This window comes from Bryobacter aggregatus MPL3, assembly GCF_000702445.1.
Lineage (GTDB): Bacteria > Acidobacteriota > Terriglobia > Bryobacterales > Bryobacteraceae > Bryobacter > Bryobacter aggregatus.
In genome coordinates this window covers 1,328,703-1,351,382 of record NZ_JNIF01000003.1, presented here as the reverse complement: position 1 = coordinate 1,351,382, position 22,680 = coordinate 1,328,703, and the positions used below count along the sequence as shown (strand labels likewise).

General features: G+C 58.5%; 19 protein-coding genes. 15 read left to right on the top strand and 4 right to left on the bottom strand.

Going from position 1 to position 22,680, the window contains the following annotated elements; all coding sequences use genetic code 11:
• Positions 1–73 precede the first annotated feature (73 nt).
• On the bottom strand, positions 74–1,201 hold the full coding sequence (locus tag M017_RS0106570; RefSeq protein WP_031496732.1) for an alpha/beta hydrolase: 1,128 nt from the start codon (positions 1,199–1,201) through the stop codon (positions 74–76).
• A gap of 106 nt (positions 1,202–1,307) precedes the next feature.
• Between M017_RS0106570 and M017_RS0106565 the strand changes: the two genes are divergently transcribed.
• Both M017_RS0106565 and M017_RS0106560 read left to right on the top strand, forming a co-directional pair.
• A complete protein-coding gene (locus tag M017_RS0106565; RefSeq protein ID WP_031496731.1) occupies positions 1,308–1,883 on the top strand; it encodes an elongation factor P in 576 nt (191 codons plus the stop codon).
• A 51-nt stretch (positions 1,884–1,934) separates the two neighbouring features.
• Positions 1,935–2,738 (top strand): hypothetical protein, encoded by an 804-nt coding sequence (locus tag M017_RS0106560; RefSeq protein WP_031496729.1) that lies wholly within the window; start codon positions 1,935–1,937, stop codon positions 2,736–2,738.
• Here the strand turns inward: M017_RS0106560 and M017_RS0106555 are convergent.
• On the bottom strand, positions 2,735–4,204 hold the full coding sequence (locus M017_RS0106555) for a gluconokinase (RefSeq protein WP_031496728.1): 1,470 nt from the start codon (positions 4,202–4,204) through the stop codon (positions 2,735–2,737). The genes M017_RS0106560 and M017_RS0106555 overlap by 4 nt on opposite strands.
• A 14-nt stretch (positions 4,205–4,218) precedes the next feature.
• Between M017_RS0106555 and M017_RS0106550 the strand changes: the two genes are divergently transcribed.
• Positions 4,219–5,229, top strand: a complete 1,011-nt coding sequence (locus tag M017_RS0106550; RefSeq protein WP_051669565.1) for an alpha/beta hydrolase family protein — start codon at positions 4,219–4,221, stop codon at positions 5,227–5,229.
• Here M017_RS0106550 and M017_RS0106545 read toward each other — a convergent pair.
• The gene (locus tag M017_RS0106545) at positions 5,213–6,631 is read right to left on the bottom strand and encodes a sensor histidine kinase (RefSeq protein WP_031496725.1); all 1,419 of its coding nucleotides are present in this window, start codon (positions 6,629–6,631) and stop codon (positions 5,213–5,215) included. The genes M017_RS0106550 and M017_RS0106545 overlap by 17 nt on opposite strands.
• The gene (locus tag M017_RS0106540; RefSeq protein ID WP_031496723.1) at positions 6,628–7,308 is read right to left on the bottom strand and encodes a response regulator transcription factor; all 681 of its coding nucleotides are present in this window, start codon (positions 7,306–7,308) and stop codon (positions 6,628–6,630) included. Before M017_RS0106540 ends, M017_RS0106545 begins: the two co-directional genes overlap by 4 nt.
• 134 nt (positions 7,309–7,442) lie before the next feature.
• On the opposite strand from M017_RS0106540, the gene M017_RS0106535 reads away from it, so the two are divergent.
• The 12 genes from M017_RS0106535 (at position 7,443) to M017_RS0106480 (ending at position 22,679) form a co-directional block, all read left to right on the top strand.
• Positions 7,443–7,793, top strand: coding sequence for a DUF190 domain-containing protein (locus M017_RS0106535; protein WP_031496722.1), 351 nt, complete (start codon positions 7,443–7,445; stop codon positions 7,791–7,793).
• Positions 7,794–9,068, top strand: a complete 1,275-nt coding sequence (locus M017_RS0106530; protein WP_051669564.1) for a TolC family protein — start codon at positions 7,794–7,796, stop codon at positions 9,066–9,068. It begins immediately after the preceding gene.
• Positions 9,065–10,279 (top strand): efflux RND transporter periplasmic adaptor subunit, encoded by a 1,215-nt coding sequence (locus M017_RS0106525; RefSeq protein WP_031496718.1) that lies wholly within the window; start codon positions 9,065–9,067, stop codon positions 10,277–10,279. Before M017_RS0106530 ends, M017_RS0106525 begins: the two co-directional genes overlap by 4 nt.
• A gap of 3 nt (positions 10,280–10,282) precedes the next feature.
• Positions 10,283–13,411 carry an efflux RND transporter permease subunit gene (locus M017_RS0106520; protein WP_031496717.1) on the top strand — a complete coding sequence of 1,043 codons (3,129 nt, stop codon included), beginning with the start codon at positions 10,283–10,285 and terminating at the stop codon, positions 13,409–13,411.
• A 30-nt stretch (positions 13,412–13,441) separates the two neighbouring features.
• Entirely contained in the window at positions 13,442–13,762 is a 321-nt protein-coding gene (locus M017_RS0106515) for a winged helix-turn-helix domain-containing protein (protein ID WP_051669563.1), read from the top strand.
• Between the two features lie 21 nt (positions 13,763–13,783).
• A complete protein-coding gene (locus M017_RS0106510) occupies positions 13,784–14,203 on the top strand; it encodes an EamA family transporter (protein ID WP_031496713.1) in 420 nt (139 codons plus the stop codon).
• Between the two features lie 12 nt (positions 14,204–14,215).
• The gene (locus M017_RS0106505) at positions 14,216–14,785 is read left to right on the top strand and encodes a hypothetical protein (protein ID WP_031496711.1); all 570 of its coding nucleotides are present in this window, start codon (positions 14,216–14,218) and stop codon (positions 14,783–14,785) included.
• Positions 14,786–14,869: 84 nt separating this feature from the next.
• The gene (locus tag M017_RS0106500; protein WP_051669562.1) at positions 14,870–16,174 is read left to right on the top strand and encodes a hypothetical protein; all 1,305 of its coding nucleotides are present in this window, start codon (positions 14,870–14,872) and stop codon (positions 16,172–16,174) included.
• Positions 16,175–16,197: 23 nt separating this feature from the next.
• Positions 16,198–17,535, top strand: coding sequence for a peroxiredoxin family protein (locus tag M017_RS0106495; RefSeq protein WP_031496708.1), 1,338 nt, complete (start codon positions 16,198–16,200; stop codon positions 17,533–17,535).
• A 55-nt stretch (positions 17,536–17,590) separates the two neighbouring features.
• Positions 17,591–18,241 carry an Lcl C-terminal domain-containing protein gene (locus M017_RS0106490; protein ID WP_031496706.1) on the top strand — a complete coding sequence of 217 codons (651 nt, stop codon included), beginning with the start codon at positions 17,591–17,593 and terminating at the stop codon, positions 18,239–18,241.
• Between the two features lie 124 nt (positions 18,242–18,365).
• Positions 18,366–19,538: a PepSY-associated TM helix domain-containing protein gene (locus tag M017_RS0106485; protein WP_031496705.1), complete on the top strand. Its 1,173-nt coding sequence runs from the start codon at positions 18,366–18,368 to the stop codon at positions 19,536–19,538.
• The gene (locus tag M017_RS0106480) at positions 19,539–22,679 is read left to right on the top strand and encodes a TonB-dependent receptor (protein ID WP_031496704.1); all 3,141 of its coding nucleotides are present in this window, start codon (positions 19,539–19,541) and stop codon (positions 22,677–22,679) included. It begins immediately after the preceding gene.
• The last annotated feature ends 1 nt before the right edge of the window (position 22,680 follow it).

Below are 22,680 nucleotides of genomic sequence, written 5' to 3'. Positions count from 1 at the left end.
GGAAACGCTAGCGGGCCGCACAAAGGCGGCCCGCGGAAATCAACCCGATCTTATCTCAAGAAAAGCAGTACGACTATTTCTTCTTTTTAGAAGGATAGCCTTGCCAGATGTACTCGAGCGCCGAAGGGAGCGTCTGCTGCTTGACCGCGCGATCCGTGTGGCCTGCATTTTTTGCAAACACAAACTGATACGGATATCCCTTGGCAGCCAGTACCTTCGCCATGTTCTCATTGGCAAGCACCCAGTCATGCATGTCGTCACGCATCACGTTGGGATTCAGCAGATCGCGATCGCCCACTTCCATCCAGATGCGGAACGGCTTCTTTGGCGAGTTCGGAATCAGCGTCTCATGGAAGCCCCAGGCGCCACTCGGCGTCTTCGGGTTCCAGGGCCACTGCTGGTTCACCCAGGTTCCTGAGTAGGCGAGGATACGGTGATACCACTCCGGGTGATACCAGGCCATGATCAACGCTGCTGAGGCGCCTGAACTTCCTCCCATGGTTGCCCTGCCGTCCGGATCTTTGGTCAACTTCACGTTAGCCTTCTTCTCCACCAGAGGAAGTACTTCCTTTTCGACAAACTCGGCGTAGAGCCCGGACATCGTGTCGTACTCGAGACCGCGCTGGCTGCCCTGCGCATCGCCGCTGCCGTTGCCGATCGAGATGCCAATCATCACCGGAACGCGCTTCTGGTGAATCAGGTTATCGAGTGCGATGAACAGCCCCTTGTCCGGACCATCGGCGCCCACAATAAAGGGAGCCGCCGTGCCGGGAACGTATTGCTTCGGGACATAGACCGAGATTTTGCGCGTGTAGGGCGCAGGGTGGCTGGTGGTGACGTCCAGCTTTCTCGGGTTGGCGGGGTCTGGGGTGCCGAAGGTGCCCGGCTCGCGCGCGATTCCGGGATAGATCTTGCTGTCGGTGGACTCCATGGTGAAATCAAACACTTGCCCCTGGGGCACGCCTTCCTGGACGAGCATCTCCGGCGCGGGCTTGTAGGTGGGGCCGATGATGAAGTTTCCGTCGGCATTCGGCGGCGCATTCTCCCCGTCGGGCAGTTCCTTCGCGGTGACATACCCAGGAGTGTGCGGGTCGCGGGTGGGAGGTGTTGGGCGGGGAGGCCGCACAGGATTCTGCGCCATGCCTACTTCCAGGCACGACACAATGCTGATGACGCTTGCAAAGCGGATAAAACGAAACATAGGGACTCTTTCCTCAGGCGTGAGCGCCAAAAATCATCACGATCTTATCCCACGAGCCGCTTCCGCAGGCGAGCCCGGCATGGCCATGTCAAAATTGCATAAGAATATGGCTGCTTTAATCGATGCGATTCACGTCAAGCGCAGGACGCTTTTTGAGCATGAGAACACTCCGTACTGCTGTCTCGATTCTGATATCAGCACTCCCACTGCGCGCGGCGGCCAAACCCTGGTTCGACTGAAGATCCGCAATCTGCTCACCAACGCTGTGTTTGAGAAGACCTTCAAGGCTGGCGACAAGTTCAAAGAACCCGATCTTGAGATGATCTCTGCCTCCTATCTCTATTCCGACGCCGATGGCTCGCATTTTCTCGATCAGGGCAGCTTTGAGACGCTGACGCTCAACGAACAGATGCTCGGCAATGCCCTCGACTTCCTGCTCGGCGGCGAGATCATTCAACTGCAGAAGTACAACGGCAATCCGATTGGCCTTGAACTGCCGATGTTTGTCGAACTGGCTGTGGCTTATACCGAGCCAGGCGTTAAGGGCGACACCTCAAGCGGCAGCGTGACAAAATCTGCCCGGCTGGAGACCGGGCTGGAAATTGCCGTGCCTCTCTTCATCAAAGAAGGGGAGAAGGTAAAAGTAGCCACCGAGACTGGGGAATTTGCCGGACGAGCCTAAGGTTCCAGAACGTCCTCCTTTTTGATACTCTTGCCGCAGGCGAAGTGCCCTATGATCGAGCGGCAGTTTGGCATTGAAATTCTTCCCACCTGGCATGACACGCCAGATATGACAGAGGCTGCCTATATTGCAGAAGTGCGATTGGAGCTGGCGAAGATTTTGCGATCCAAGGCCGGGCGGGCTCTTGCCAATTCGCTGCAATATCAGCATCAGCGGGTACTGGTGATGCCTTTTGAGGGGGGCGGATGCAATGCCCAGGAAGACGGTGTCACTCCTGGTTCGAAACAATCAGTGGTTCTTTTCACTCCGAGAATTCTGCGCCGCAGTCCTTGTCAGGCTGGGAAGCGGAGCCAGAATAACGCGACGCTCCCGCATGAGGTGTTCTTTCATGAGCTGGTCCACGCCCTGCGCCGCATCAGCGGCAATCACCGCCCGGCCAGACTGAAGGGCAAGCTCATGAGCTACACCCATAGCGAAGAGTTTGTCGCGATTCTAGCCACCAATATCTTCATCGCAGACCGGACGAATCCACAGAAGACTGGTCTGCGAGCCAACCATCAGGGGCATAGCTCTCTTGAAAAAGAACTCGCCGATTCGTTCCACTACTTTAAGAACGGAACGGCCGCCTTCCATCTCATTGATAATTTCTGCAACCAGAATCGCGGCTTCACCCGCTTGCTAAGTCAGATCCGCGCGCCCTTCAATCCGATCGCCGCGATTTATCAAAACCGTCGAAAGGCTTTCGAAATGGCAGCGGCTGGAGATGCCGACAGCGCCTTTGAATCCTTGATTCCAATGGATTACTTCCAAGCCCCTTCCGGGGCCTGGCATCGGATTCGGCCCTTTCCGCACTAGGGTGTGTCGAAGAGCCGCCGGTACAGTGTCTTCTGCTCTTCGAGCAAACGCGCATAAGTCTCGGCGTATTCGGGCCTGGGCAGATAGGTGTCGCCTGTTGCCGACGGGATCTCGCTGAGATGCTTCACAATTCCAAGACGCTCGAGCACCAGCATCGCCGCGCCGCGCGCCGAGGTCTCTTTCTCAAGACTCGCGACCACGGGACGGCCGAGCGCATCGGCCATCATCTGGGTCCAGACGGTGGAACGCCGCAAGGCTTCGCCCGTTGCGATCACGCGCTCAGGCGCTCCCAGCCGTTCGGCTAGAATTTCGTAAAGCAGCCGGAAGCGCAGGGCCACGGATTCGAGCGATGCCGCCAGAATCTCGACCGGCGTCGTGTTCAGATTGAGGCCCGTGATGGCCCCGCGCGCATCCGCCCGCCACTTCGTACTGCGCTCGCCCGCAAAGAGCGGGAGCACTGTGAGGCCGTGCGAGCCGGGCTTGGTCTGGGCCAGTTGCTGCTCCCAATCGCCCGGCATCTGGAAGCGCTCCATCACCCACTCAAATACTTTGCCGCCATTGGAGAGCGCGCCTCCCAGGACAAAGCGGCGTGGATCGAGCCGGTAACACCAGAGGCCTTCGGGAATGTCGACATGGGGCCGCTCGAAGACGGCGCGCATCGCGCCAGTTGTTCCGACCATCAGCGCGAATTCATTCGGTGTGTCGCAGCCACAGCCGATATTATTGGCCGCTCCATCGCCGATCGAGGGGAACCAGGGGATCTGGGCAAACAAAGGCCAGCGCTTGGCATACTCGGGCTTGAGTCCGGAGGCGGGCTGGTCGAGCAAGGAGAGGTCGGCGAGTTGTTCCGGTCTCAGCTGGAGGTGTTGCAGCAGCGCGCCGTCATAGCGTTGCTCGTTGGAATTCCAAAGTCCGGTGGCAGACAGCATGGAGGTGGCGGCGTGCGCCTGGCCAAAAAACTCTTCAAACAGATACTCTCCGAAGCTCATCCATTTTGCGCTTGCGGCAAAGAGCTCAGGACGTTCCGTGCGCAGCCAGAGCATTTTCGCCGGCCAATAGCTGGGGTGGAAGACCGTGCCGACTCGTGTATGGAATTCCTTCTCATCGAGCTCGCGCTTGAGCTGCTCGGCTGCCGCCTGACTGCGCGTGTCGAGCAGGTGCAGAATCGGTGTCGAGGGCCTGCTGCTGGCGTCGAGGCCAAGGAAGGAGTGCCAGAAGGTGCACATGGCGACCGCGTTGGGCGTCCTGCCCAGTTGCGACAAGGCCTGATGCGCCTGATCCAGGCTCTGCAGTGCCGCCTGGAATAGATCTTGTGCCTGGATCTCCACTCCGCCGTCGGAGGTGGTTTGCAGATCGTAGCCGATAGAAGTTGTGGTGATGACGGGGCGTGCCTGGCCGTCGAATACCAGAGTCTTGACGGATGTGGTGCCCGCGTCAAAGCTCACCACGAGAGGAGAATCGCTCATATACAGTAGTCCTCATGATCGTATCGCGCGCGCTGCTTCTTCTGGCCCTTTCGCAACAACTTCACGAAGAAGAGCCCAAGCTCACACTCCCGGTTCGCGAGCAGCTTTGGCGGCAAATGGACAGCTATGCGAACGGGCTGACGGCCAAACCCGAATCGTTGCGGCGTCTTCTCAAGACCCGCATGGGCTATCCACCGCCTGCGATGAGTGTCCAAAGCAAGCTCCGTTTGGAGAAGTCCGGCGAGGACGCCGTTGCCACCTACTACCGCAGCTATTTGACGGTTGCTCCGGGCATGGATGCCTATGGCCTATACATTGTTCCGAAGAAGCGGGTTGCCAGGCGAGCGCCGCTCGTCATTTCGCAGCACGGCGGTGGGGGTACCCCAGAGATGGCGACTTACAATGGCGGCACCAATTATCACGATCAGGTGCGTGGCGCCGTTGCGCAGGGCTATGTGGTCTACGCTCCTCATACGGTGATGTACCCGTTTCGAGACCGCGATCTGGGCACCGCAATTCCATCGGCGGTCCGCAAAGATCTGGATGAGAAGTTTCGCGCTGCTGGAACCAGCCTGGCGGCTGTCGAGGTCTATAAGATCCAGTTGGCGATCGATGAACTGGTGAAGCGGCCGGAGATTGATCCGAATCGCATTGCGATGATCGGCCTATCCTATGGCGGTTACTATTCGCTGTACACAGCGGCCGTGGAGCCCCGGATCAAAGTAGTGGTTGCCTCGTGCAGTGTGCGCAACGAAGAGCCTGTGCTCGACAGCAAAATCGAAGGCCGTTTGCTCGATCTGGCGCCTGCCGACGTGGCGGGATTGATTGCTCCACGGGCCTTGCAAATCCAGACTGGCATCGACGACAAGTCGAGCCCGATCGATCAGGCAAGAATCGCGGCGGCCAAGGCGCGCAGCTTCTATGAGAAGGCTGGCGCGCTGCCCAAGTTCAGCTTTGAAGAGTTCGCTGGGGGCCACGAGTTCCGTGGCAGTTTGGTCTGGCCCTTCCTTAAGAAATGGCTTTAGCCTGGCCAGGGAGCTCGATCCGGAAAATACAGCCCGCGCCTTCCACGTTCACCGTGCTGATCGAGCCGCCATTGGATTCGACCGCCCATTTCGTGATCGATAAACCTAATCCGGTGCCGCCAGTTTCACGGGAGCGCGCGCCATCCACCCGATAGAAACGGTCGAAGACTTTCTCCTGATCCTGCAGCGGAATTCCCGGACCGCTGTCCTCAATGGAAATCGAAATCCGGTCCAGGCCGAGATGCCCGAGGGTCACGACAATCTCACCTCCATTGGGAGAGTATTTGATCGCATTGTGAATCACATTGAGGAGGGCCTGCCGCAGCAAAAGCCAGTCACCGTAGACTTGTAGCGTTTCGTCCCCTTGCACTACAAAATGCTGCCCGCGCTCTTCGAGCAAGACTTCAAAGAGAGAGGCGCAATCGCGCACCAGATGGATAGCAGGAAAGGTCGAAGGTTGCAAGACCAGTTGCCCGGCATCGGCCCGCGAGATCGTGAGCAGGCTATCGACCAACCGGGTGAGCCGGTTCGATTCCTCCAACATGCTGCCGATGATGTCGCGATACTCAGCAGGCGTCACTTCCTTGCGCAGGCCGACCTCACCCACGCTACGGATGGCTGTGAGGGGGGTGCGCAACTCATGCGAGGCGTCGGAAGTAAAGCGCCGGAGCTGCTCGAAGGACTGTTCCAGCCTGCCCAGCATGCCGTTGAACACGCGAGCCAGATCAGCGAGTTCGCCATCTGCCTCGTTGATCGGCAGTCTGGAATGCAGTCTGTCCCCTGTGATCTCCTCGGCGCGTCTGGCCATCTGCTGCATAGGTTGCAGCGCCCGTTTCGCCAGAAAGGAACCCGCCACGCCTGCAATCGCCAGGACAAACGGAAGTGGGATGATCAACACCATCAGCTCCTCGCGAAAGTGCTGCCAGATGGGCGCTTCACTGTAGGCGACACGAATCAGGGTGGGCTGACCGGCAATGAGATGACGGCGGCTGACAATCTGCACTTTGGTGCCATCGGCGAGGATCTTCTCCCTGGGGGAGTATCCACCGGAGCCTTCTTGGGGGAGAATCTGGTCGCCGAGGGATCGGTTGCCGAGCAGGGTGTTGCGGAAGAGCACCTCGCCATCGGGAGATCGCACCTCCAGCAGGCGCTCCAATACTTCCCGCGATTCCGGATGGTTGTGATAATCCTCATGAAAGCCAAGACGCCCCGTGGAGGTGAAATAGAACAAGCCCTCCACTGTCTCCAGATCCTGAATCGCATGACGGACCAGTTGCGTGCGCAGATGCCGGAGCAACAACGCTGAGGCGCTAGCCGAATAGATCAGCAGGATGACGCCGAGCATGAGCATGTGCCACAGCGTCAGCTTGGTGCGGATGTGCCTCCAGCGAGGCGAGATCATGCGGCCCCTTCACGCACCACAAAACCCACGCCGCGTACGGTCTGGAGCAGCTTCAGTTCATAGCCTTCGTCGATCTTCCGGCGCAGGCGGGCAATGTGGACGTCAATGACGTTATCGATTGGAGTGGCTCGTGTGCTCTCCTTCCAGACATCTCGCGCCAGCATCTCGCGGGAGACGACAGAGCCTTGATTGCGCAGTAGATACTCGAGCAAATCGTATTCGCGTGTGGTGAGCTCTACTTGCACACCAGAGCGATAAACCGTGCGGCTGCCAATGTCGATCTCAAGATCGGCGACCTTCAACTTGACTCGCACGTCCGGGCCATTGCGCCGGAGCAGCGCTCGAATGCGGGCGAGTAGTTCCGGAAACGCAAAAGGCTTCACCAGATAATCGTCGGCGCCACAGTCCAGGCCGCGCACCCGGTCTTCGATGGAGTCCCGCGCGGTGAGCAACAGAACCGGCACGCGAATTCCGTTGTGCCGCAGTTGTGCCAGCACCTCCAGCCCATCGCGGCCGGGAAGCATCACATCCATCACAATCAGGTCGAAGCTTTGGGAATAGAGCAGGAAGAATCCCTCTTCGCCTGTGCGCGCCACCTGAACGGTAAAGTCTTCTTCGAGGCCTTCTTTGAGAGCCGCGGCGAGTTTCGGTTCATCTTCCACAACGAGGATCTGCACGCTATCTGTCCCTATATACCGCGATCCGCGACTCCGCGCTCCTGAATTGTTTCTGACAAAGCCGTAAGAGAAAGTTCAGAGACTCTTCAGTACAGAACCATGGTGAGGAGTCGTAAAACGGTAAGCAAAGCGAAATGTTGAAAGCTGGGCCGGCACAACGAGTAACGATTCACCTGAACGAGGACACGGTTGCCCGTAAGGATTTTCTATACCGGGAGATCTTTGCTTTTCTTTATGACCAAGGAGTGTCGGGAGCCAGTCTGATTCGGCCAGAGGCGGGCTTCGGGTCGCATCACCGGGTACACAAGGTGCACCCTTCGCAAGCAAGTGAAGAAGGGCATCTCCCCGTGCGCATCGATTTTATTGAAAGCGCGGAAAGGGTCTCGGAACTCCTCCCGGAGTTGGGCCGGATTGTGACCGACGGCTTGATTGAAACTCAGGACACCTTCCTCTATCAGGTTTCTGTGCAGGAGGACCTGAGCTAGATGAGGAGACTCCTGCCACTTCTCCTGTTGCTTCCTCTTCCCACATTCGCGCAGCCGTCGCGAACTCTCACCCTGCAAGAAGCTACGGAGGCCGCACTGCAGCATCATCCGCGGCTCGCCTCCGCCAGCCTGACGGCACAAGCGGAAGCCACGCGCGTGACGCAGGCGAAAGCTGCCTTTGGTCCGAATCTATCCTTGAACGCGACCGGCGCCGGCGCGGAACAAGGGACCGCGCTTGCCGCCGGCACATTGCAGACTTCGGCGCTTGCCAGCCGGGCCGCCGTCGGCGCGGCGCTCACGCAATTGATTACAGACTTCGGCCGGACAATGAAGCTTGCCGAGTCTGCCAAGTTCCGTGCCGAGGCGCAGGCGCGAACGGCCGACATTCGCCGAGCAGAGATTCTGTTGCAGGTTCATCAGGCTTACTATGCTGCGCTCGGGGCGCAGGCGGTTCATCAGGTGGCGCAGGCGACGCTGGAGACGCGGCGTCTTTTGTTGCGCCAGGTGCGCGGGCTCACAGAGAGCAATCTCAAATCGACACTCGATCTAACTTTTGCTGAACTTGCCGTTGCGGAAGCAGAACTGGCGCTCTATCAGGCGGACAATGCGGTTCGCGAAACTCATGCGCAGCTTTCCGCAGCCATGGGGAATGAAGATGATGACGCCTATACCTTAACGGACGTTCCGCTCTCTCCTCCGATCAATCCTGATGCCGCTGCGCTCGTGCAAAGCGCACTCAGCCAGCGTCCTGAACTCTCGGTGGCAAAGCTCAACATCACTTCGGCACAGGTCTTTGCCGATGCGGAACGGCGTCTTCGCTACCCCACCATTACCGGCATTGCGGTGGTGGGCGCCATCCCTGCTCACCAGGCGCCGCTGCACAATCGCTATGCGTCGGCTGGCGTCAATGTCACACTGCCCTTCCTCAATGGTGGCCTGTTCCATGCGCGCCGCGCGGAAGCCGATCTTCGCGCGAGTGCGGCTGCAAAGGATGCGGAAGATCTGAGCGTGCAAATTGCATCCGGTGTCCGGGTTGCCTGGTACCAGGCGAACACGGCCTATCGCCGCATCGATGTCACTGCCCGCATGGTCACTCAAGCCGATACCGCCTATCGATTGGCACGCAGCCGCTATGAGATCGGGCTGGGCACCATTGTTGAACTGAACCAGGCGCAACTTGCGCAAACCTCCGCGCAGATTGCGGACGCCAGTGCTCGCTACGAGTTTCTGATCCGCACTGCCAATCTCAATTTCGCCACGGGAAACATCCAATGATTCTTCGCCGCTCTTCGCTTTCCGCCGCCGCACTGGCTCTGTCTGCTTTCCTGTCGTCCTGCGGCAAAAACGAGATCGCTACGCGAGTTGCCGCCAACGCACTGCCCATTGTTCCGGTCGCCGCCGTCCAGCGTATGGACTTGTCTCGTTCCACCATCCTGACCGCGGAGTTCGAACCCTTTCAGGAAGTCGAACTGATGGCGAAGGTATCCGGCTATGTCCAATCGATCAAGGTCGATATCGGCGACCAGGTGAAGGCCGGCCAGTTGATTGCCGTCCTTGAAGTTCCTGAGATGCAGGATGACCTATCGCGCGCAACCGCAACCATCGAGCAAGCTGAAGCCGAGACTGCTGCGGCTCGTGACGAACTGGCGCGCAGTGAATCTGCCTATCAGATTGCTCACATCTCTTTCACCCGCGTGCAGGATCTTTCGAAGCGGGAACCTGGCCTCATTCCCTTGCAGGAAGTGGATGAGGTTCGCTCGCGCGAACTGATCGCGCAAGCGCAACTGTCCTCGGCAAAGTCGAAACTGCGTGTAGCCCAGCAACGGGCCCAGGTGGCCCGCTCGGACGAATCGCGTGTCCGCACGATGAAGAACTATGTGTCGATCACGGCGCCCTTTGCCGGCACCGTCACCCGGCGCTATGCGAATCTCGGATCGCTTGTGCAGGCGGGTACTTCGTCGCAAACTCAGGCCATGCCACTCGTCCGGCTCTCACAAAACGGACTGCTACGGCTGCGGCTTCCAGTTCCTGAGTCAATGGTGCCGAGTGTGAAGGTAGGACGCCCGGTTGAGGTGCGCGTTGCCTCCCTGGCACGAAGTTTTGAAGGGCGTGTCGCTCGTTTCACCGCGAAGGTCGACCAGGCGACACGCACCATGCTGACGGAAGTGGATGTTCCGAATGCATCGAATCTCATCGTCCCTGGCATGTATGCCGAGGTGACGCTGGGCCTCGAAGGACGCCCGCAAGTTCTGTCCGTGCCGCTTGAAGCGATTGAGCGAAGTGCCTCCGCCACCCGCGTCTTTGTTGTCGATGGCAGCGGAGTCGTCAAAATTGTTCCCGTCAAGCTGGGCATCGAAGACGCTCACAACGCGGAAGTACAGTCGGGCCTGCAAGTAGGCGATCAGGTGATGACGGCCCAACGCTCCGGCGTGAAAGAAGGCGATCATGTGCAGCCGAAACTGGTTGCCGCGGGTCAGGGGAAATAGTTCATGTCTCGTTTTGCGATCAAGACGCCCTACTTCATCGTTGTCATCTGCCTGATCATTGCGCTCGTTGGCGGAGTCAGTTTGTCCCGGATGCCAGTGGACATGTTCCCACCGATCAATATTCCCGTGGTGGTCGTGGCGACCTTCTATTCAGGCATGCCGCCGGAACAGATCGAAAGCAATATCACCTTCCACATGGAACGCTTCCTCACGCTCGGTAGCGGCATTGAGCACATGGAATCGCGCTCGCTCACCGGGGTCAGTGTGATCAAGGTTTATTTCCAACCGGGTACGAATGCCGATGCAGCCGTCTCGACCATCGCGAATCTGGCCATGGCGGAGATGAGCCGCCTGCCTCCAGGGACGCTGCCGCCAGTTGTATTGAAGTTCGATGCGGCAAGCCTTCCGGTCTGCCTGGTCACTCTGAAAGGCGATGGCCTTAGCGAAACGCAGCTCAAGGACATCGCGCAGAACAACATCCGCAACCAGCTTGCTGGAGTGCCCGGCGCTTCAGTGCCTCAGCCCTTTGGCGGCCGTACGCGGCAGATCATGCTCTATGCCGATCCCTTCAAGCTCGAAGCGCATCAGCTCAGCCTGATGGACGTGGTGCGTTCGATTGGCGAATCGAACATCATCCTCCCTGCGGGCGACGTGCAGATGGGGCGCCTCGACTACAGCATCTACACGAACAGCTTGCTGAACAGCGTCGCCGACATCAACCAGGTGCCTCTGAAAGTAGTGGGCGGATCTCCGGTGCGTGTGTCTGATATTGGCGAAGCGAAGGATGCCTACAGTCTGCAGTACAACGCGGTCCGCGTGAATGGCCAGCGATCGGTTTATCTTCCGGTGCTCAAGCAGGGCGGCGACTCGAACACAATCGAAGTGGTCGATGGCGTGCGCAAGAAGATCGAGAAGCTGGTGGATACGCCAGACTCTCTGGTCAGCAAAGTGGTCTTCGATCAGTCGCAGTTTGTGAAGACCGCGATCGAGACGCTGCTGCATGAAGGTGCGCTTGGTCTCTTTCTCACCTCAGTGATGATTCTTGTTTTCCTTGGCAGCATGCGTGCCACTCTCGCTGTCTTCTTCTCAATTCCTCTCTCAGCACTGGCAACCTTCGTTGTCCTCCAGATCGGTGGCAGCTCGATCAACACGATGGTGCTCGGTGGTCTGGCTCTTGCCCTTTCGCGGCTCATCGATAACTCGGTAGTCGTTCTCGAGAATATTTACCGGCATCTCGAGATGGGTGATCCACCCGCTGTTGCTGCAGAGCAGGGAGGTCGTGAGGTCGCCTTACCTGTACTGGCGGCGACTCTCACGACCGTCGTTGTCTTCTTCCCTGTCACGATGTTGTACGGCGTGAGTAAGTTCCTCTTCTCGTCGCTCGCTCTCGCCGTTGTCATTTCTCTCTTTGCTTCTTATGCCGTGGCGATGACGGTGGTGCCTCTGTTCTGTGCCCGCTTCATCCATAGTGCTGCGCATGCAGAAGCAGAACTAGGCAAGCGCCTGGGCTACGGCGCGCGCTTCAACCAGTGGTTCAATCGTATTTTCGATCGCTTCCTCAATGTCTACGACCGCATGGTGAGCCAGGTGGTCTTGCGGCCTGTTGCTACTCTCGTGCTCTTCTCGATTTGCTTTGGTGTGAGTTTGTTGATCTTCCCGTTGCTGGGCTTGTCCTTCTTCCCGCAGACCGATGCCGGGCAGTTTGTGATGCGCGTGAAAGCGCCGTCTGGCACTCGTTTGGTGGAGACCGAAGCGGATATCAGCAAGCTCGAAGATCTCATCCGCCGCGTCGTTGCGAAGGACGATCTGAACATGATCGTTTCGAACATCGGCATTGATCCTGGCTTCTCCGCGATGTATTCGAACAATGCCGCCATGCATACGGCCTTTGTCCAGGTGGCGCTGAATGAAGGCCACCGTACCGGCAGCTATGAGTACATCGAACGCGTAAAGCATGCGATGCAGCAGGAGTTGCCACAACTGACACCCTACTTCGCCTCCGGAAGTCTTGTCGAATCGGTGGTCAACATGGGCCTGCCCGCGCCGGTGAATCTGCAAGTTGCCGGATCGAATCTCGCCGCCAACTACTCCATCGCGCAAGAACTGGCGCAGGGCATCCGCAAGTTCCCTGGCGTCGCGGACGTCTTCATCCCGCAGGATCTGGATCAGCCCGCGCTGAAGATTGACATTGACCGGGTCCGCTCGCGCGAGCTCGGCTTGAGCCAGAAAGAAGTTGTGACGAACGTCATCACGGCGCTCACCTCCAACCAGATGATCGCGCCCAGCATCTGGGTGGATCCGAAGAACGGCAACAATTACTTCCTGAGCGTTCAATATCCGGAGCAGCAGGTGAAGAACGTCATTGACCTTCGCGCCATCTCGCTGCGCGGCGCCAACTCCTCGCAGCCGACACGGCTCGACATGGTGAGCAATGTGAAACAGGTGGAAGCGCCCACCGAAGTGGATCACTACCAGATCCGGCGCGTGATCGACGTCTATGTTCGCCCCAGCGGCGAAGATCTGGGCGACATTGCCGGGCGCATTGATGGCTTGATCGCAAAAACAAAATTGCCGAAGGGAGTTGATGTCTCAATGCGCGGAATGGTGGAGGGGATGCGCGCCTCGTTCCGTAGTTTCGCGATTGGGCTGGTGCTCTCTGTTCTGCTGCTGTACTTGATTCTGGTGGCGCAGTTCCGGTCCTTCCTGGACCCATTTATCATTCTTCTTGCCTTGCCCCCGGGCATCAGCGGCGTGCTGCTGACCCTCTGGCTTTCGGACACCACGCTGAATGTCATGTCGCTCATGGGTGTGGTGATGCTGGCCGGTGTGGCGATGTCTAACAGCATTCTCATTGTCGAGTTTGCTCACCATCTCCGTCATGAGGGCCGCAAGGTGCGCGATGCTATTGTCACTGCGTGCCGCGTGCGTCTGCGCCCCGTCCTGATGACTTCGCTGGCCACCATCATTGGTCTGATGCCGATGGCATTGAAGTTGGGTGAAGGCAGCGAATCGTATGCGCCACTCGCGCGTGCTCTCTTAGGAGGGCTGACTGTTTCTGTTCTGTGTACCGTCTTTCTTGTACCGGCCGGATTCTATCTGGCCTATCGCAATCAGGATCCTATCGAGGAATAATCTTTAGGAAAAGGAGCCGCTGTCCACGTCATGAAGCGTTCTCGCGATCACATCTTTACTTACGGGCCTATTCAGTTGACCCGTGAGACGCGAAGGGTCACGGTCGACGGTAGTCCTGTGGGTTTGACCGCGACTGAGTTCCGTCTTCTTGAAACTCTGCTTGCCGATCCGGACGTTGTCTTTAGTCGGGATCAGCTTCTGCGGGCTGCCTGGCCAAGCTCTCGCAGTCCTTCGGGCCGCGCGGTGGATATTTGCATCCGCCGCATCCGCCTGAAGTTGGCTTCGCATCCGGTTGCGCAGTCCTTTCTGCAGACGGTGCGCGGCTTCGGCTATAGCCTCGCGCCGCGTTAGCCCAAGGCCGACAATGGAGGCATGAACTGGATCTTCTGGGCCCTCCTGTCTGCCTTCTTTGCCGGGGCGACGGCGGTGCTGGCGAAAATTGGCGTCTCGCATGTGGATTCCAACCTCGCGACCGCGGTGCGCACTACAGTGATTCTTGTGGTGGCCTGGGGCATCGCCTTTGCGACTGTGCCTCTCCATTCTGTTGTTGAGATGAGCCGGAAGAGTCTACTTTTTCTGGTCCTGTCAGGGCTTGCGACCGGCCTTTCCTGGCTCTGTTACTTTCGCGCGCTCCAACTCGGCGAAGCCTCCCGCGTCGCTCCCATCGACAAGCTCAGCGTTGTTTTTGTCATCATTTTTGCCGCCCTCTTTCTGGGGGAGCGGCTCACTCCGGCGACGATTGCCGGCGCTGCCCTCATTGCCTCGGGCGCCATTCTGCTGGCAATCCAGTAGTCTGGTTTCAAGATGAATTTCCGATCACTGGCCTTCTTGTTTTTGAGCTTTGCCGCCTACGCAGAACAGTTCACGCTCTTCGATGTCACCTTTACCTATACGAAGGCCGATGCGGACAATTCGACGCCGAGCAAATCGCATTACTACGTCAAAGGTGCCGCTCTCAATCCCAACCGTCCGCGCGATTGGACCAGCCCGATCGATTATCGCAATGGCACCGTACACATTCGGGCTGAAGTGCTGGAAAAGCCGGCCGGCAGCGAGCCCACCACCTGGACCCTCTGCTACATCCCGAACCAGGGCAAAGGCAACAACTACGGCTGCACCGGCACCGGACTCTACACCGAAAAAGGCGTCTACGAACTCGATGTGCCGATGACCTCCTGGTGGGAGAACGATTCGATCGTCTGGACCGAAGGCATCAAGCAGATGGACCTGGTCATCAAGGACAACAGCGGCGGCAAAGGCCACGCCCACAAGCGTGAAGACTCCGAGAAGTTCTTCCCCACCAAGATGCGAATCACGATGGTACAGGTGTCCAAAGGCTCCAAGTACGATCCGTCGCTGCTCCCCAGCCGCTAACGCAGATCTTCGCAAGGCCGGAAACCTTTTCGGCCTGAAAGAATACTATAGTATTTTGATCTAGAATATGGCATACTCGGCTCAGTGAGCCAGAATGCCCCCAAAAAGCGTCTGATCTGCCTATGGCAGGCCCTCTTCTGTGCCTCGCTCTTCGCCCAGACTCCTGTCGTGAAGAATCAAGGCTTCCTTCCTTTCGCCGACGCGCCAATCGGCTACCGCGCTTCGAAGACCCTCAACGACCAGATCACCCAACTGAACCGGCAGCTCGACAGCGGCAAGATCCAGCTCGCCTACGAGCCTGACCACGGCTATCTGAAGTCGGTTCTTGCGGCTCTTGGAGTTCCGGCCACTTCGCAAACGCTCGTCTATTCGAAAACCAGTCTCCAGTTCCAACACATTTCCCCCAAGACGCCGCGTGCGCTGTATTTCAATGACAATGTCTATGTCGGTCAGGTGCTGAACTCGAAGTCGCTGGAGCTCATTGCCTTTGATGCCACCCAGGGTGCTGTTTTCTATGTGCTGAATGAGCAGCAGGTGGATAAACCCCGCTTTGAGCGCGCCCAACTCGATTGCGTGCAATGCCACATCGCGACGGCGACACGCGGCATTCCCGGAGTGATGGTTCGCTCCGTGGTCACTGCGCCGAGCGGCTATCCCAAAGGCGGCGCCCCTATTTACACGATGGGCCACGAAACTCCCATTGAGAAGCGTTGGGGCGGCTGGTATGTCACCGGCACTCAGGGCAAAGAGAATCTCGAGGGCGTGGTCGATACCTCACGCTTTCTCACTCGTCACAGTGACGTCGTTGCCCATCTGGTGCTCGCCCACCAGACGCAGATGCACAATCTCGTCACCGAGACGAACTATCGCTATCGCCTCGGCCTGCACAATGACGCAAAGAAGGCGAGCGCTCCGGTCCAGCCATCTGCCGAGACCAGGCAACAGTATGAGACTGCCGCGGAGGCGGCTCTCCGCTATCTTCTGTTTACCAGGGAAGCCGCGCTCCCTGCGGGCCTCCACGAATCCTCCACGTTCACAAAAGACTTCTCTGCTCTCGGGCCACGAGACCGCAAAGGCCGTTCCTTGCGGGATTTTGACCTGGAGAAACGGATCTTCAAGTACCCCTGCAGTTACTTGATCTACTCGGACGCCTTCGACGCCATTCCGGGCCCAGCCCGCGACTACCTGTTGCAGCGCCTGTTCGAAGTACTCAGCGGCCGCGATCAAAGCCCCGACTTCGCCGCAGTGTCAGCCGAGGATCGTCGGGCGATCCTCGAAATCCTTGTGGATACCAAGCCCGGATTGCCGGAGGACTGGAAGCAGTTCCTCGGCCAGCCCGTCAGCCAGGTCTCCGCGCCGGCACCCCCACCGGCTCAACTCCAACGCTAAGTAAACCCGAAAGGTACGCAACTATGCAGATCACTGCGAAATCTCTAGCCATCGCGGCTACCCTTGTCTGGGGGCTCAGCGCCTCCGCGGCAGAGAATTGGAACGGACGTTGGGCCGCCTCGCTCCAGTCCGCCAACGGCGTCTCCATCCCGTTTCGCCTCGACATCTCTCAGGACGGCGACTCCGTCGTCGGGACGCTCTATAACGGGCGCGACCCGAAAACCACCTCAAGCGCCAAGATCAGCAACGGCAAGATCGAACTGAACTTTGAGCATTACCTGACTTCGATCCAGGCGGAGTGGAAAGATGGCGAACTCGACGGCCAGATCATTTCTCTCCGCAAGCGGACGGCCGCGGCTGGTCCGCAGGGCAACCAACAGTATGCAGGCACGGAGCGGCAGGCTGCCGCATATCGTTCCCCGGCTGGCACTCCCTTCCACGCCAAGCGTTATGTGGCGCCCACGGCGGCCAAGCTCGGCAACATTCCGCAGATCGGCGGCGTGTGGGAAGTCGCTCAAGAGACCGCCAAGGGAGAGAAGGCCTGGCGTGTCGTCGTCGAACAGAAGGACGCTGAGATTCTGGCCACCGTGCTGCGCATCGATGGTGACACCGGCGCACTCACCGGCGAGTTCAAGGATGGCAGCTTCATCGCCAGCCATTACGATGGCGCGCGTCCCGGCCGGATTGAGCTAACCCCGCAAGCGGACGGCAGCCTGAGCGTGAAGCTCAACGCGGTGCCGCGTGTGGTGGAAGTAACGGCCTACCGTCCCGAGGTCGCTCGTGCCAAGGGACTTCCCGAACCCTCCAACTTCCTCACCCACACCACCGTGCGTGACCCGAATGAGGTCTTCACCTACAGCTTCCCCGACGTAAACGGCAAGACGATCTCGAACGAAGATCCGCTGGTCAAGGGCAAGGTGGTGGTGGCCGTGGTGACGGGCACCTGGTGCCCCAACTGCCACGACGAAGCGCAGTATCTGGTGCAACTCCAGAAGAAATATGCCGACAAGGGCGTACAGGTGATCGCTCTCGATTTTGAAGAGGAAGATCAACTGCAGTCGCTGACTCGCGTCAAGGCCTTCATCAAGAAGTATGGCGTGCCCTATCCCTATCTACTGGCTGGAACTCCTGCCGAGATGTGGGATAAGGTGCCCCAGGCTGTCAATCTGAACACCTGGCCCGCCACCTTCTTCATCGGCCGCGACGGCAAGGTGAAGGCGGTGCATTCCGGTTTTGCGGCACCAGCCAGCGGTCCTTATCATGCGGCCCTCAAAGAAGAGTTCACCTCGATCATTGATGGTCTCTTGCGCGAGAAGGCTCCGTCGGAAAGCGCAGCACCTGTGACTTCTGCTCGCCGTTAGTTAGTCTCTGCCGCTGGCGTACTGGATGGTGCGCCAGCGGCGGTCTTGAAATACGATGCTAAGAATTCTTTTCCCTCTCCTCTTCTCCCTCTCCCTGCCGGCCCAGCAGCCAGACCCGAATGTCACGATCCAGTCCGATGCGGCGGCGCGTCTGGAAATTGATGGAAAACCTTCAGGTGACCTCAGGCCCGGCCAGCCCCTGCGGCTCAGTCTTCCACCTGGAGAGCACCAGCTCCAAGCGATCGCAGCGCAACCCGCCGCCACCCCGTGGCGGAAGCTGATTCTTGTCTCGTCCGCACTCCCGGCGACGGTCCACATCCCCTTGCGCGCGCACCTGCTCGGCGTTCAGATTCTGAAGCAGGGGACCTGGAAAGATGAACGTAGCGGTTTGCTTTGGGCTGCCGCCGACAATGGTTCGGGCGTCACCGTCAGCCAGGCGAACTACTATTGCAGCCACCTCGATCTTGCCGGCCATAAAGACTGGCGGCTCCCCACGATTGATGAACTGCAACCGCTCTTCGGCGGCACGGCCGACGAGCGTGGTTTTCGCGTGATTGTCCCATTGAAGCTCTCCGGATGGGCCTGGAGTTCCACGCAAGGCAACGAAGAAGCAGAGAACTGGGCCCTCGATTTTGCCGATGGCGCTCGTGCGTCTGTCGCTGCAGGGGATGCTGGACTGAATCGCGCGCTCTGCGTCCGCCGCTGACTCTTTCCCACCTCCATTTTCTTCAAATCAATTCTGAATTTTTCTTCCTCGAAGTACTTGGACCAAACTGGTCTCGTATGCTACAGTCAACATCTGTAGATGCAAGTAAATTGCATTTTATAGAATGAACTTCAGCTTCGTAACCCGTTTCGTCCGTTCTCCCCAACAGCTCTGGCTTCGCAAGGCGTTCTTTCAGATCCATCTTTGGGTGGGACTGTTTGTGGCGCTTTATGTCGTTCTGATCGGAATTACCGGTTCAATTCTGGTGTTCCGCAAAGAACTGGAGGCCTGGAGCCGCCCTGCCGAGCTTCGCGCCCAATGGGACGGGAGGGCTCAGATTGATATGGCGGCCGCCATATCGCTGATCGAGAAGGCGGTACCAAATCGGACAATCAGTTTCATCTATGCTCCGAAGCCCGACCTTCCGGCCTATATGGGTCTGCTCCCTGGCAAAGACGGAACGCTGACGGTTGCTCTCGATCCCAATACCGGCCGCGTGCTCGGAACTGAGACTGCCGCGCAGCATGCCTTCCTACGGCTCGTCGGGCAGTTTCACTACTTTCTGCTTCTTCCTCGCGCCTCTGGTCTCACTCTGAATGGCATTGGCTCTGTATTCCTGCTGATCCTCACCGGCAGTGGACTGCTCTTGTGGTGGCCCGGGATTCAGTCCTGGAAGCGAGGATTTATCGTCGACTTCTCCAAAAGCTGGAAGCGCATCAACTTCGATGCCCATAACGTGATCGGCTTCTGGACTCTCTCGATCGTCGCGTTTTGGGCCCTTACTGGCGTCTACTTTGCCTGGCCTGCACCGGTTACCAGTGTGATCACCCAGTTTTCGCCGCTTTCGAATCCAATGAAGCGATTCGCGGTAGAAGCGGTGAAGAAGGGTATGCCACGGCAGGATCCCGCTGTGATTCTGGCCGAAGCAGAGAGGTTGAGTGCGGGTCGCAATCTGACTGCGGTGAGCCTGCCCGCCGCACCCGCGCCGATGCTGGTCTATGTGTCGAGGAGTACGACCGGAACTCTGCTGGAGTCAGACTACCTCTATTTTGATCCCTATACCGGTCGGCATCTCGGCACTTGGCAGAGAGGGCTCACGCACACGGCGGGCGATTGGATTCTGTGGTCGATCTATCCCTTGCATTTCGGCACGCAGTGGGGTCTTACCGTCAAAATTCTCTGGGCTCTGCTCGGACTCTCTCTCCCAGCCCTGGTCATTACCGGTGCGCTGATGTATTGGAATCGCTACCTCGGGAAGCAATGGGCTCAGATGCAGCGAGCTTGGAACAGGAAGTAAATGAAACACCAAAGAAACTCTCAATTGGCACAATATTTACTAGGCATTGTGCTGCTGGCAGCGCCAGCCTGGACACAACCTGCGGAACTCTCCGGCTTTGTGAGAGACACCACTGGGGCAGCGGTTGCCAATGCGCGGCTGACCATTCGGAATCTCGATACCAACGTTCAGTTGACCGTCAGTAGTAACGGGCTGGGCATCTACAATCTGCCCTCCTTGCCGCCAGGACGCTATGAACTCAGCGTAGAAGCGGTTGGCTTTCAGAAGCAGATCATTGAAGACATCAAGCTCGAGGTCGCCGCAAAGGTAGCCCGCGAGATTCTGCTTCCGGTGGGCAGCCTCAGCCAGGCGATGACCGTCAATGGCAGCGGGATCAACATCAACACCGTCGATGCGAGCGTCAGCACGGTGATCGACCGGCACTTTGTGGAGAACATGCCTCTCAATGGGCGCTCCTTCCAATCGCTGCTGACGCTGGTGCCGGGCGTAACCGCCGTCGTGTCCAGTCGAGGCACCGGTCAGAGCGGTGCGATGAGCGTGAATGGCCAGCGGACGGAATCGAATTACTTCACAGTCGATGGAGTCAGCGCGAACACGGGCGCCTCGCCGTCCACTCCCGGTTGGGGTGCAGGTTATGGCGGCTCCACTCCGGGCGAGACGGCGCTGGGCACCACACAGAGCCTCGTGTCGGTCGACGCGCTGCAGGAGTTTCGCGCCACCACTTCTACCTATTCCGCTGAGTATGGCCGCGGTCCTGGCGGGCAGTTCTCCTTCACCACTCGCTCGGGTACCAACGGCTTCCATGGTTCGCTGTTCAACTACTTCCGCAACGATGCTCTCGATGCGAACAACTTCTTCAGCAACGCCACTGGCACTCAGAAACCGAAGCAGCGGCAGAACGACTTCGGAGGCACCTTGGGTGGCCCCTTGCACATTCCAAAGCTTTACAACGGCAAAGACCGCACCTTCTTCTTCTTTTCGTATGAAGGCCTGCGTTTGCGCACCCCGCAGCCTGCAGTGGTGACAGATGTCCCCAGCCTGGCCATGCGCGCGAATGCACCCGTTCCCTTGCGCGTCTTCCTCAATGCCTTCCCGCTTCCAAATGGGCCTGAAACCGTGCAAGGCCTGGCCAGCTTCACCGGCGTCTGGTCTAACCCAGGTTCGATCAACAGTTCCAGCCTGCGCATGGACCACAGCATTACCGACACCTTCAAAGTCTTTGGCCGCTACAGCGACGCGCCGTCGGAGAGCATCACTCGGAGCACCTCAAACATGGCTCGCTCCACCTCGCAGTTGGGCAGTGCAAAGACTCTGACCCTCGGGGCAACGAACATCTTCAGTGCGCGCGCCAACAACGAGCTGCGCTTCAACCTCACGCGCAACGGGCAGGGCCTCCTTCATACCCTCGACAACTTCGGTGGCGCCACGCCATTGAAGATTTCAGCGATTCCGGGCTATAGCAATTCCGACCAGCACTGGGTCGACATCTATCTGCAGTGGGGTCTGCGGCCGAGCTACGCCTTGAACAGCAAGCGCAATCTGCAGCAGCAGATCAATCTCACCGATAGCTTCAGCCTGTCGCTGGGGAGGCACAATCTAAAGGCCGGCATCGACTATCGCCGTCTGGCTACCCAACAGGCCTCTCCCTCGCTCTATCAGTTTGCTCTCTACAACACCTATACCGAACTGATGGCGAACACGGCGCCGAATGTGACGCTCGAGCGCTTCTCTGGCGATGTGAGCCCGATCTACACCAACTTTTCCGCCTTCCTTCAGGATGAGTGGAAGATCAACTCTCGACTCAGCCTGTCGCTTGGGCTGCGTTGGGACGTCAATCCGCCGCCCTCTGACAGCAATGGCAACATTCCCTACAATCTAGACCAGACCCGCAACCTGGCAACGGCAAAGATGGCGCCCGCTGGCACTCCATTGTGGAACACGCGTTGGAACAACCTCGCTCCACGCATCGGTCTTGCCTACCATCTGCGTCAGAGCAATGGCTGGGACACCGTACTCCGCCTGGGCAGTGGCTTGTTCTACGACACCACCAATACAATGGCTTCACATGGCTACTTTGGTGTTGGCCTGGTGGGCGCGCTTCGATTTCTCAATGTCGGCTCTGCCTTTCCGGTCTCCGCCGATCAGATCGCCCAGCTTCCGGTTGGAAGCATCGCAACGCCGTACAACTTCAGCGTCTACGCCATCAATCGCGACATCAAATCTCCCTACACGATGCAGTGGAGTGCGGCGGTCGAACAGGGCATAGGTCAAAACCAGACCCTCACGTTGAACTACATCGGCTCGGCAACCCGGCAACTGCCTGTCGCCTGGACTTACAATGCCGCAGCCGCGGGAGCGATCAATCCGGACTTCAAGGCTTGGGGTCTGTACCTGACCACGAACGGCGCCAACGCCAGTTATCACGGGCTGCAGGCTCAGTTCCAGCGCCGGATCTCGAGGGGGCTCCAGGCAACGGCCTTCTACACTTGGTCCCACACGATTGACGATGCTACGAACAACTTTGGAGTGAGCAAGCTGCTGCGCGGCAATTCGGACTATGACATCCGGCACAACTTCCAAAGCGCGATCACCTACGAGCTTCCAGGGCGCTATAGCCACTCCTGGCTGAACGCGGCCTTCGCACACTGGGCGACGGACACGCGCATCTCCGCGCGGTCTGGAATGCCGGTTGATATTCTCGGCATCACTGGCGTCGATCCAACTCTGGGGACAAGTGTTTCCTACCAACCGAACCTGGTTGCCGGTCAGCCGCTCTACATTTCGGACAAGGCTGCGCCCGGTGGACGCCGCATCAATTTTGCGGCCTTCAGCACGACCGTGGTTGGAACCCATGGCAATCTCGGCCGTAATGTCGCAAACGGGTTTGGAACTTTCCAAACCGACATCGCCATCCGGCGGCAGTTTCAGCTCTCAGAGCGCTTTGGATTGCAATTCCGCGGCGAGGCCTTCAATGTCTTCAATCACCCGGTCTTCGGGTCGATTTACAACCAACTCTCGAGCGGTGCGGCGCGCTTCGGCTTGGCGTACAACACACAGAACACTCAGATGGGCGGGTTGAATTCGCTCTACCAGACGGGTGGTCCGCGGTCGGTGCAGTTGGCTCTGAAGCTGATTTTTTAAG

Excerpts from the sequence above, each read along its gene's own strand:
- M017_RS0106570 (WP_031496732.1), bottom strand. The coding sequence starts at position 1,201 with ATGTTTCGTTTTATCCGCTTTGCAAGCGTCATCAGCATTGTGTCGTGC.
- M017_RS0106565 (WP_031496731.1), top strand. The coding sequence starts at position 1,308 with ATGGCTGCTTTAATCGATGCGATTCACGTCAAGCGCAGGACGCTTTTT.
- M017_RS0106560 (WP_031496729.1), top strand. The coding sequence starts at position 1,935 with ATGATCGAGCGGCAGTTTGGCATTGAAATTCTTCCCACCTGGCATGAC.
- M017_RS0106555 (WP_031496728.1), bottom strand. The coding sequence starts at position 4,204 with ATGAGCGATTCTCCTCTCGTGGTGAGCTTTGACGCGGGCACCACATCC.
- M017_RS0106550 (WP_051669565.1), top strand. The coding sequence starts at position 4,219 with ATGATCGTATCGCGCGCGCTGCTTCTTCTGGCCCTTTCGCAACAACTT.
- M017_RS0106545 (WP_031496725.1), bottom strand. The coding sequence starts at position 6,631 with ATGATCTCGCCTCGCTGGAGGCACATCCGCACCAAGCTGACGCTGTGG.
- M017_RS0106535 (WP_031496722.1), top strand. The coding sequence starts at position 7,443 with ATGTTGAAAGCTGGGCCGGCACAACGAGTAACGATTCACCTGAACGAG.
- M017_RS0106530 (WP_051669564.1), top strand. The coding sequence starts at position 7,794 with ATGAGGAGACTCCTGCCACTTCTCCTGTTGCTTCCTCTTCCCACATTC.
- M017_RS0106525 (WP_031496718.1), top strand. The coding sequence starts at position 9,065 with ATGATTCTTCGCCGCTCTTCGCTTTCCGCCGCCGCACTGGCTCTGTCT.
- M017_RS0106520 (WP_031496717.1), top strand. The coding sequence starts at position 10,283 with ATGTCTCGTTTTGCGATCAAGACGCCCTACTTCATCGTTGTCATCTGC.
- M017_RS0106515 (WP_051669563.1), top strand. The coding sequence starts at position 13,442 with ATGAAGCGTTCTCGCGATCACATCTTTACTTACGGGCCTATTCAGTTG.
- M017_RS0106510 (WP_031496713.1), top strand. The coding sequence starts at position 13,784 with ATGAACTGGATCTTCTGGGCCCTCCTGTCTGCCTTCTTTGCCGGGGCG.
- M017_RS0106505 (WP_031496711.1), top strand. The coding sequence starts at position 14,216 with ATGAATTTCCGATCACTGGCCTTCTTGTTTTTGAGCTTTGCCGCCTAC.
- M017_RS0106495 (WP_031496708.1), top strand. The coding sequence starts at position 16,198 with ATGCAGATCACTGCGAAATCTCTAGCCATCGCGGCTACCCTTGTCTGG.
- M017_RS0106490 (WP_031496706.1), top strand. The coding sequence starts at position 17,591 with ATGCTAAGAATTCTTTTCCCTCTCCTCTTCTCCCTCTCCCTGCCGGCC.
- M017_RS0106485 (WP_031496705.1), top strand. The coding sequence starts at position 18,366 with ATGAACTTCAGCTTCGTAACCCGTTTCGTCCGTTCTCCCCAACAGCTC.
- M017_RS0106480 (WP_031496704.1), top strand. The coding sequence starts at position 19,539 with ATGAAACACCAAAGAAACTCTCAATTGGCACAATATTTACTAGGCATT.